Source organism: Anaerotruncus colihominis (assembly GCF_010206195.1).
In the GTDB taxonomy this organism is placed as follows: domain Bacteria; phylum Bacillota; class Clostridia; order Oscillospirales; family Ruminococcaceae; genus Anaerotruncus; species Anaerotruncus colihominis_A.
The window spans coordinates 39,846-49,017 of record NZ_VIQT01000007.1 but is presented as its reverse complement, the minus strand read 5'-3'; the positions used below and the strand labels follow the sequence as shown (position 1 = coordinate 49,017).

Annotated in this window: 12 protein-coding genes and 1 pseudogene; 4 read left to right on the top strand and 9 right to left on the bottom strand. The window is 42.8% G+C overall.

Annotation, left to right across the window (positions count from 1 at the left end; translation table 11 throughout):
* The 3 genes from FMM72_RS03485 to FMM72_RS03475 all read left to right on the top strand — a co-directional run.
* Positions 1–371, top strand: a 371-nt coding sequence (locus FMM72_RS03485) for a YcxB family protein (RefSeq protein ID WP_162220610.1), incomplete at its 5' end; no start/stop codon positions are given.
* Positions 372–430: 59 nt separating this feature from the next.
* Complete coding sequence (locus FMM72_RS03480) at positions 431–1,231, top strand: helix-turn-helix domain-containing protein (RefSeq protein WP_016316872.1); 801 nt, start codon at positions 431–433, stop codon at positions 1,229–1,231.
* 33 nt (positions 1,232–1,264) lie between these two features.
* Positions 1,265–1,711 (top strand): DUF4624 family lipoprotein, encoded by a 447-nt coding sequence (locus FMM72_RS03475; RefSeq protein WP_016316871.1) that lies wholly within the window; start codon positions 1,265–1,267, stop codon positions 1,709–1,711.
* Between the two features lie 557 nt (positions 1,712–2,268).
* Here the strand turns inward: FMM72_RS03475 and FMM72_RS03470 are convergent.
* Positions 2,269–2,496, bottom strand: a pseudogene (locus tag FMM72_RS03470) (recombinase family protein); the annotation flags it as partial.
* Positions 2,497–2,990: 494 nt separating this feature from the next.
* On the opposite strand from FMM72_RS03470, the gene FMM72_RS03465 reads away from it, so the two are divergent.
* Positions 2,991–3,167 (top strand): DUF4177 domain-containing protein, encoded by a 177-nt coding sequence (locus tag FMM72_RS03465; RefSeq protein ID WP_016317937.1) that lies wholly within the window; start codon positions 2,991–2,993, stop codon positions 3,165–3,167.
* Between the two features lie 234 nt (positions 3,168–3,401).
* Here FMM72_RS03465 and FMM72_RS16935 read toward each other — a convergent pair whose 3' ends face one another.
* The 8 genes from FMM72_RS16935 to FMM72_RS03420 form a co-directional block, all read right to left on the bottom strand.
* Entirely contained in the window at positions 3,402–3,575 is a 174-nt protein-coding gene (locus FMM72_RS16935; RefSeq protein ID WP_016283242.1) for a hypothetical protein, read from the bottom strand.
* Positions 3,576–3,674: 99 nt separating this feature from the next.
* Entirely contained in the window at positions 3,675–4,460 is a 786-nt protein-coding gene (locus FMM72_RS03455; protein ID WP_016283243.1) for a class I SAM-dependent methyltransferase, read from the bottom strand.
* A 76-nt stretch (positions 4,461–4,536) separates the two neighbouring features.
* Positions 4,537–6,111: a MobA/MobL family protein gene (locus FMM72_RS03450; protein ID WP_160228744.1), complete on the bottom strand. Its 1,575-nt coding sequence runs from the start codon at positions 6,109–6,111 to the stop codon at positions 4,537–4,539.
* 306 nt (positions 6,112–6,417) lie between these two features.
* A complete protein-coding gene (locus FMM72_RS03440) occupies positions 6,418–6,759 on the bottom strand; it encodes a hypothetical protein (protein ID WP_162220607.1) in 342 nt (113 codons plus the stop codon).
* 137 nt (positions 6,760–6,896) lie between these two features.
* Positions 6,897–7,610, bottom strand: a complete 714-nt coding sequence (locus FMM72_RS03435; protein ID WP_162220606.1) for a DNA alkylation repair protein — start codon at positions 7,608–7,610, stop codon at positions 6,897–6,899.
* On the bottom strand, positions 7,603–8,007 hold the full coding sequence (locus tag FMM72_RS03430) for an SRPBCC family protein (RefSeq protein WP_162220605.1): 405 nt from the start codon (positions 8,005–8,007) through the stop codon (positions 7,603–7,605). Before FMM72_RS03430 ends, FMM72_RS03435 begins: the two co-directional genes overlap by 8 nt.
* A gap of 84 nt (positions 8,008–8,091) precedes the next feature.
* Positions 8,092–8,373 carry a hypothetical protein gene (locus FMM72_RS03425; RefSeq protein WP_162220604.1) on the bottom strand — a complete coding sequence of 94 codons (282 nt, stop codon included), beginning with the start codon at positions 8,371–8,373 and terminating at the stop codon, positions 8,092–8,094.
* The gene (locus tag FMM72_RS03420) at positions 8,370–8,978 is read right to left on the bottom strand and encodes a transposon-transfer assisting family protein (protein WP_162220603.1); all 609 of its coding nucleotides are present in this window, start codon (positions 8,976–8,978) and stop codon (positions 8,370–8,372) included. Before FMM72_RS03420 ends, FMM72_RS03425 begins: the two co-directional genes overlap by 4 nt.
* Positions 8,979–9,172 lie beyond the last annotated feature (194 nt).

Below are 9,172 nucleotides of genomic sequence, written 5' to 3'. Positions count from 1 at the left end.
TTTATATGCTGTTCACCTCTTTTAGCATATTTAGTATTTTAATATTTGGATTGGTAATTGTTGTAACTGCATTGGGAAGCTATTTATATATTCTAATGCCTATACTGAAATTCAAGCAAACTGCAAAATATCATGAGGAATATACGCTGGTATTCTCAAAAGAAACAATTAAATTTAAAACACAAAGCATTGAATCAGAAATGAAGTGGGATATTTACTCTGCACTATGGGAAAGCCATGATTTTTATTATTTAATTCAAGCACCACGAATATATACGTTAATTCCAAAAAGAGTTTTTAAAGACCTAAACGAAAAACAACTATTTGAAGAAATTACACAATCAAGAGTAAAAACAACAAAACATGTATAATAAACATACCCCACAATGTAACAACTTCCTATTTTATAGAGTGGACAAGGAGGGAGAGCATGGAACTATCCACACAAGAACGCTTAAAAGACCTGCGTGTGGAGCGTGGCTTGACACTGGAACAGCTTGCGGAGCAAACGCACCTCTCCAAGTCTGCGCTGGGCAGTTATGAAGCGGATGACTTCAAGGATATCAGCCACTATGCTCTTATCAAACTGGCGAAATTTTACCGCGTGACTGCCGACTATCTGCTGGGGCTGTCCGAAACAAAAAATTACCCAAACGCCGATCTTGCAGACCTGTGTTTGAGTGATGATATGATTGAACTATTGAAAAGTGGGTTGGTAGACAATTCCCTCTTGTGTGAACTGGCGGTGCACCCGGATTTTCCCCGGCTGATGGCTGACCTTGAAATTTATGTGAATGGAATTGCCGGGAAGCAGGTGCAGGGCGCAAACGCCATTGTGGACGCTATGAGCGCAACCATTATGAAGCAACATAATTCCGGCTTGACCGACCCGCAGTTAAGACAGCTTATCGCCGCCCATATTGACGATGACAGCTTTTGCCGCTATGTGATACAGCAGGACATAAACAATATAGCATTTGACCTGCGGGAAACCCACAAGGACGATTTTTTCAGCGTCCCGGAGGATAACCCGCTGAAAGGATTGTTGCAGGCCGCAGACGAAGCCGCCAGCGAGGACGATGACATGGAGCAAGCATCTATGGCTTTTATCTGCAAACAGCTCAAATTGAATTTGAAGAAGCTGTCAGAAGAAGAAAAGAAGTGGCTGAAAAAGATTGCGGAGAAATCGGACTTGCTGAAAAATCCAACCCCACAGCGGGGGAGAAAATAAAAGAGCAGAAAACCAAAGTATGCGGAGGTATTTATGAAGAAAATTCTTGTTTTATGTATTGCACTTATTAGTATGGCGGCCTTAACATCATGCAAAAGTTCCATAGCCAATGCCAATACCGCAGATGGTGTAAAAATCGAAATGCAATTAAATGAAAATTATGATGATACAGAACCATTTATCAATGAAAAGCTATTTTGTGTATCAAATGATTTAGAGAATGTGACAGCAAAATGTGAATTGGAAATGGATGGAGAAAAAGGAATTTTAGAAATCAAGAACAATAAAACAAATGAGATTTTATGGAGTAATACATGGGACGGAGCAGTTGAATTAACTACTTTTTCCATTTCACTGGACAATCTAAAAAAGGATGACGAATATGCTGTATGTTTTACAGGGACAGGAATAAAAAATACAATAATTTCTATTAGCTTTGAAAATGATTATGTTCAAGAACGTGAAAAGCCACTCAAATAATTTCCTAATCTATCGGGGAAATAGCAAAGCCAGGCGAGCCAGTCAACGGTCAAGATGAACGGCGCATAAATGCGCCGCCGCTGACAGTCCCGCCTGTCTTTGCTGATGGGTAGTCAAGGCGGGAAAGCCCTAAAATGGCTTTCCTGCCCATTTCAATTTTGAGAGAAAAATCCGTCTTCTTTTTTGTGAGTGTGGCTATCCGTTTGGGACACTTTGTCTCATAGTCCGGCGTGGAACGGAAGTTCCATATACGCCCTGTCTGCTGATAAGACCAGTCTTGCGCTTGCGGCTCCACGTCACGCAATCACAGCCCTGTTTTCCTGCCGCTCCAAATGCTATTGCCTTTCCCGGTGGCAATCCCATTTTCGCAGCAACGCTGACAGAGCGTATAACACACTACACTTTGCAAGCAAAGTCGTGTGCCAAGGGGCAAGCCCCTTTGGAAACCCCAACAAACAACAAAAAGGCTGAATATCCCGCACTTTCCCTGTGCCGGATATTCAACCTTTATTTGTTGTCAGCAGCCCCATTTCATGGTCTGCCTTTTGTGTCCTTGTCCATAATGTTTCTGTGTACATTCCCACTTGTAAATAATTTCGCCCTAACCTTGACATATCCTTTACTATGACCGTTCCCACAAGCCCCGCTTCAATGTCGGCAAGCATGGACTGGAAGCCGGGTCTTTGGAAATTTGCCCCGGAGAATCCGTCGTCTGTGTACCATTTGAGGTTTGAAAAGCCGTTCTGTTTTGCGTAGGCTTCAAGGATTCGCTTCTGAGATGTAATGTATAAAGGGTGGTTTCACCAGGCCACTACATTACATTGACTGCGGTTCATTTGTGGCAGAATGGCACAGGCTGGGAAGGCGGTGATCGACCAGCAGGAGAAAACCGAGCGGGAGCGTCCGGGGATGACCTGGGCGCTCCGTTCTCTTTATAGGCCCTCTGCTAAGAGCGCACTTACCCACCACCGGCTTGGGCGCGATGGTGGTACTGCCTGACGGCAACCGTGCGCCCTCCAGGGGCGGCTCCCGCCGAACGTTCCTTCCCTGCCCAGTATGGACAGGCCAGCAGACGCCATCGGCGGCTTGTGCATCGGGCGGAGCTGCACCGATGCACCGGGGGCTTGGGGGCCATCAGCCCCCAACAAGCTGCGCCGGGTATATACCGGGGCATTGCTTGCTACTACTATCAGCACCTGTAAATGAGGATTGAATGTCATTCCCATTGGTGGTATACTTGGCTTGTGACAAATCGGTATTTGCATGGAGGTATCTTCAAGTGAAAAAATATGAGTATAAAGTACTAACAATCGCAACTGCTTTAGCTGTAAGTACAAAGCAATATGAAAAGGTTGCGCAGGAGTTTGAAACACAATTAAATGAATTGGGAGCTGATGGTTGGGAACTTGTTCAGCGCATGGATGGTTTCTTTTTTCTAAAAAAGGAAATTGAATAAATTCATGTTTATCGCGGGGACTTCATCTTTTGGGTGAAATCCCCCTTGACAAATGTTCTCTTGTGTGCTGATGCTCATGCTCTCGTTGTTCGTGCCGTCGTCTTTGGAAAGCCTGCAATATAAAGCAGTGATTTTGTCGTTATTTAATTTTGCCCTTTTCATTTCGTCCTCCTTGATGAAAAGGGACTTCCTCTTAACTCCTATTATACTATATTCCCTTTTCCGTTTCCAGTGCTAATTTACGCTGTTTTCCGCTATTTCCTTAACCTTTTTTGTTATTTGTTCCTCGGCTATCCGCTTGAATACCGTTTCCATTTTTTCAGTGCCTACATAATGCCTTTCCACGATAATTTTAGTGGGTGGGTGCTGTCGGGTGGCTCTATGCTGTGCCTTGCTGTCTTTACTCATAAATCTGCTCCTTTACAATAAAATAGAGCGCATAGATTTGTTTTCTATACGCTCTGACGCTGTGACTTGTTTAATTGTGTAATTCTGAAAAATAAAAATTTATCGTTTTTTAAGTTCAGCAATCGCACCATAATGTAAAATATCAAATTCATTAGGCGCAATCCGTTCAAGAAGTTTCCTGTGTTCCTGTTCCCACATTGAAATCTCTTTTTCGGTAAGTGAAGCACCAATTCCACGACAAGCCTTTATTCTTCCGTTCCAACTTTCATGGGTAAATGGTATTTTTAAGGTAAATTCTTCATGGTATACAAGTTCAAATTTTTCTTTGTAGCAGTCGGGTATGTCTATTTGATGTATTGTTTCTCCTGCACCGCTCCAATTAGGACTATATTTTAATACAAGTTTTTCACTGGCTCCCGCAATTTTGTCCTCAAATGGAAGCCATGCCATATATAAGATAAGAATACTTCCCCCTTGTTTAAGCATACGATAAAACTTAGGCATAATAATTTCATGGTCGAAATACCAAAAACACTGACAAGCTGTAATTACATCAAAGGAATTATCAGAAAAATCTATATCTTCCGTTGATATAGCATAATAATCTATATCCATATCTTTTGAAAGAATTTTGGCTTGCTCAATTTGATTTTCTGAAATATCCGTAGCCGTCCATTTTGCTCCATACTGATACATATTTCTCGGAAGAACGCCCGTACCTGTTCCAATATCAAGAACAGATTGTCCGTCCAAACATAATCTACGGTCAATAATTTTTTGATAAAATTCTTTTGGATATATGTCACGAAATTTTGCATAATCTAAAGAGGTTTTCCCCCAATCAAAAGGTTTTCCGCTATCTATATTTTTATTTGTTATCTCCATACTATGCCTCCGTCAAACTCAATTTGTATCTCCAATAGAATACCACAATCACACTCATATTTCTATCAGATTTTCATTAAATTTCTTCCTCCCTCCGTTTCGTTTTGTTCTGTTGCCTGTTATGCTGTCGGCTCTCGTTCTGAAGCTCCCTCTCAAGGTTCTTTTTATTGTAGCTGATTACCTCGGCATACGCTAATTCTGTGGCGGTCTTGGTCTGCTCTTTACTGATACTGTCATACTCGGATTGCAAAGACTGTATCTCCGCTTTCCACTGTTTCGGTGTTACCTTTTCGTCGTTCTGTAAAAGGCTCTGCATACGCTCCTTTAATTCTGGGTATTTCGATAAGCTGTCTTTATGCTCCTTATCATACCGCATTTTTGCAAGTCCTTTGAGTGACTGGCTTTCCTTATAGGTGGCTTGGATTGGCGCAAAGAGGGCATACATTTTTGACAGTTCCTTTAATCGGTTTAGTTTCTGCCCCTTTGAAAGATGTACCGTTTCCAACTGTTGGTATTTCTGTTCCTTATCCGCTGTAAATTTTGCAAGTCTCTCATAGCTGTCTATCTTTCTTGTCGTGATGAACTTCTCCGCATTGTCGGCTGACTGCAAGGCGGTTCTGTCGGATATTCTTCTTAGGTGCTTTCCGCTGACAATCGGCAGGTCAAGTCTGCCTTTGCGCTCCCTCACCTTTGCAATCATCTCCATGACTTCATTCTTTACGCTGACCGCTGTACTCTTAATCTTGGCGTACTGTGCGCTGTGAAGTTCCTGCTTGGCAAGCATGAGCATTTCTTTTGCCTGCTCCAACAGCATATTATTCCTAATGATTTCCCGATTGATGTTGCCCCTCTCGGTCTGTATGCCCTTGCGCTCTAAAGCGTTAGCAACCGCCCCGATATGGATAGTCGGCTCTTGGTCAATTCCCTGCTCCTTAAAAGAGCGGTGTTCCCAATGTACCGCAATCCCCAACTGCTCATTGGTGGCATTGATTGTGTCGGCTAAATCTTTTCGCCACATTTTGGCGTTTTCTTTGCTGTTCCAGTCTGTGCTGTCGGCGGTGTGGCATTTCCATTGTTTGCGGTTGCGCTTGTCAACTTTCTGCTGTCCTGTCTTTTTGTCAATGACGGGAATACGCTCCCCGTTTTCGTCAAGGTCATAGATTTTCTTCTGTTTCGCTCCCCATTCCCCCTTTTCCGTAAGAGGGCGCAAGGTAAGCATTACATGGATATGGAGATTGCGCTGTCCTTTGTCGTTCTCGCTGTCATGGATTGCCCAGTCAGCACACATTCCTTTGTCAACAAAGTTCCTCTGCACATAATCCCTCACGACTTCCTCCGCAAGTTCATAACTCCATTCGTTGGGGAGTGACGCTTTTAACATTCTCGCAAGCTGTGCGTCCTGCCTTTTCTCTGCCAGTTCAACAGCGTTCCATAAAGTGGCTCGGTCTGCATACTCTTTGGGCGCATTGGGTGGGAGAGTGATTTCGCTGTGGACTAAATCCTCATGGTATTTGGGGCGGTAGGTCTGCCCGTCAAACTCGCTGACAAGAATACTCCTGCTGATGTATGATGCTTTCTCGACTGCCGACTGCCCCTTGCTCCGCCTGACTATGGAAAAACGTGTGCTTGCCTGTTTCGTAACATTAGCCATGCGCAACACCTACATTCTGCCGACAGGGTAGTGGGGCGCACTCATAGACTTTGTGGGCAGATAAAAGCCGCACTTTGGCTTTTGTCTGAACGCAAAGTTCACTAAAGGGTAGCAAGCGCAGCTTGCGAAGGGGAATTGTCGTTTCCCCTTTTGGCTGCCGCAAGGCAGACAACGCCCTCCGCAGGAGTCCATGCAAGTGAAACTTGCCCCTCGGAGAGCGCACATACCACCTCTGGTGGTATATCTGTGCGCACCCTGTAAACAGGGTGGATACGTTACCTCGGCTTTCCAGTGTCCTCGCCTTTGTCATTCTGTACCGCCCTCGCTTTCGTTTTCGGCATTAGTAAGAGCGGATTGTGGGGGAGTGGTTTCTCGGCTTTCCGCTTTAATTTTAGATATAATCTGCTGACACTCCCTTGTCTGCAAGGCAACCGACAAGATACGGTTTAACTCGCCCTCGTCATAATGGTAGCAGTCAGGGAAATACTTCACGACAATACCGCCCATGATATACTTGTGGTGGTTCTCGGCTTTGCGTTTCTTCTCGTTCTGCTTTTTCTTCTCATTGGCTACACGCTGTTTCGCCTGTTCGAATGCCTGCAATGCTTTTTCTAAATTTCTGCTTGCGTCATTTTTGCTCTCAATCATCTTGATACCTCATTCTTTCTGTACTGTGTTGATTAGTTTTGGAAATAAAAAAGGTAGCTGATTGTCTGTTAAGATAATCGCTACCTAAAGGTAAACAATATTCAGTTTTAATGCGTATCATTTCCTGCAAATAGAGGTTAAACTTCACTCCCCATTTGTGTCTTCGTTGAAATCAAACGTGTTCTTCCTTCAACCTTGACCATACTTTCCAGTTCCTTTATTGCGTCCTTTGCAATCCATGTCTGTGTCTTATTGCCGTTGTTTAACAGTTCATGCGCAACCAAAAGAGCTTTTTCATTATAATCGAAATCCCTTTTTCCAATTTCTTTTAATGCCCACGCTACAGCTTTCTTTATATGCTCATGCTCAATGTCCTGTGTTTCCCTTATCAATTTCAAATACTTATCCAAAGTATCGTTGAGGAGTTTTTTATCATGTATTGCAGATGTAGCTATCAGAGTGTAAGCAGCACGTTTTTTGTAAATATGAGTAGAGGTAATCCATTTATAAATAAATTCCTCATAGCCTTTCATCTTGGCTATCAGGTTTTTGCATAAATGGTCACACAAATCCCACGAAACAACTTCGCTCATAAGTTTCTCAATATCCGAATGTGTTATGTCTTTTCTGTCGAATATAAGAACTGCCAAAAGCTTCGCTTCATGGTAACCGGTATTCCATAGTTCAAATGCAAGTTCATTAGATTTGGCTATTCTTTTTGCAATATTTCTTATTTCTCCTGTCGATACACCAATACTATATTTCTCCGGTATACCCATTTTCACCACGTTTGCCTTGTATTTTTCCGAAGCCTGTGATTGTAATTCTTTTATTATTTCTCTGCTATCCATAAATCCTCTCCAATTCCTTTCTTAAATCGTTTATGTATAAGCCCTGCTGTTTTTTCAAAAAAGCTTTTATAAACGGTTTCATCATAATTTTTTTTGCGGTAACATCTTCCGTAAAATCAACTTCTGTTTCTTCGCCCTTAGAAGTGAAAATCCCTGTCCAATGTCCTTTCATATTACTGTTTTCCATATCAAACTCCCAACGCTTGAGTGGCTCAAATGCAGTGACAGTGAATGTAGTTGCATATTCGTCTTTTGTATATTCAACAAACTGTGTTTCACTTATTATGTCTATTTTACTTAAATCACTGCGCCATTGATATTTTTCTAAAGAGGTAACTATATTCCACACGTCCTGTATGTTGTAACGAAATACAGCTTTTATGTTTGAAAGAGCCATACCTATTTCCTCCACTATTCTAATCTGTTAATCTGCTCCTTGTTATATTACCACAAATGCACTCACAATTCCATTAAATTTTCTTTAATTTCCCTTTGCCTTGTTATTTGCAATCATCATCTGCCTTGCCCGTTCCCTCTGCTCGTTACTGACCGCCCTCGGCTTTCGGTAGCTGACGTATGACTTTGGAAAAGAATAGGTCTTAGATACCTCGTCCTGCCCTGTCAGCTTGTATGTGTCGGGGAAGTCGGCAACAAGCGTGTCAAGTTTCCGCATAACCGCTTTATCCCTTGTATAGAGGGTGGCGGTCTTTTCTCCTGCATTATAATTGACAATCGTTTCCTGTTCGTATCGGGAAAGTTTCATAGTGCCATATCCCCCTTTCCTTTGCTGTGGGTTCTGTGCTTTTTTCCCTCGGAAACTGTCGGCTGTTTTGCCTGTTCCTTTGCTCTGGCTAACCTTGTCCTTATGGAGTGGTCACGCTCGGTCAGTTTCCGTCTTTTGGTGGTGGCGGTCAGTTCCGCACACGTTTCTTCTGACAGGGAATTTAATTTCTTTAAGGTGCTACTTACTATCTGCTTTGTGTTATCGTCTTTTATCTGCGGAAGAATAGCAGACAGACTGGCGCACGTTTCCGCTTTTCCCTGTTCTCCAAACTGGTAAATCAGATTGATTTCATCAGCGTTAAAAGGTATCTGTATATTTGCGCCCTCACATAAACGCTCCACGCCCACGCACTTAGGGAGATTTTTTGTCAGTTCGTAATTATCCCTCGCTGTGATTGTTCCATGCCTGTCGGTCTGCCTTACCTCGACTTCACACTGGCTTTTCTGTTCCAACACAAGCCACTGGTATTTATCGTTTTCTTTCGTAAATACAGTCTGATGCGCATTGGAGTGTGTCTTGCTACGGATATATTTGTCGGCGGTACTGTAATAGTCCAAAATCTGTTGTTCCTGCTTTCTATTCATGGTCTTTGCCCTCCTGTGATATGGATTGATATGATTGATTGGTTTCGGTGTTGATATATGATTTTTTCTCGTTACTTGTTGGGAGATTTGATTGCGGAATACTGTTGTTGGGTATTTCTCCGCTTGGGGGAATAGGAGTTCATTTCATACGGTAATTACCGCATGAAAAAAGACTATAACCGATACTGTCATAG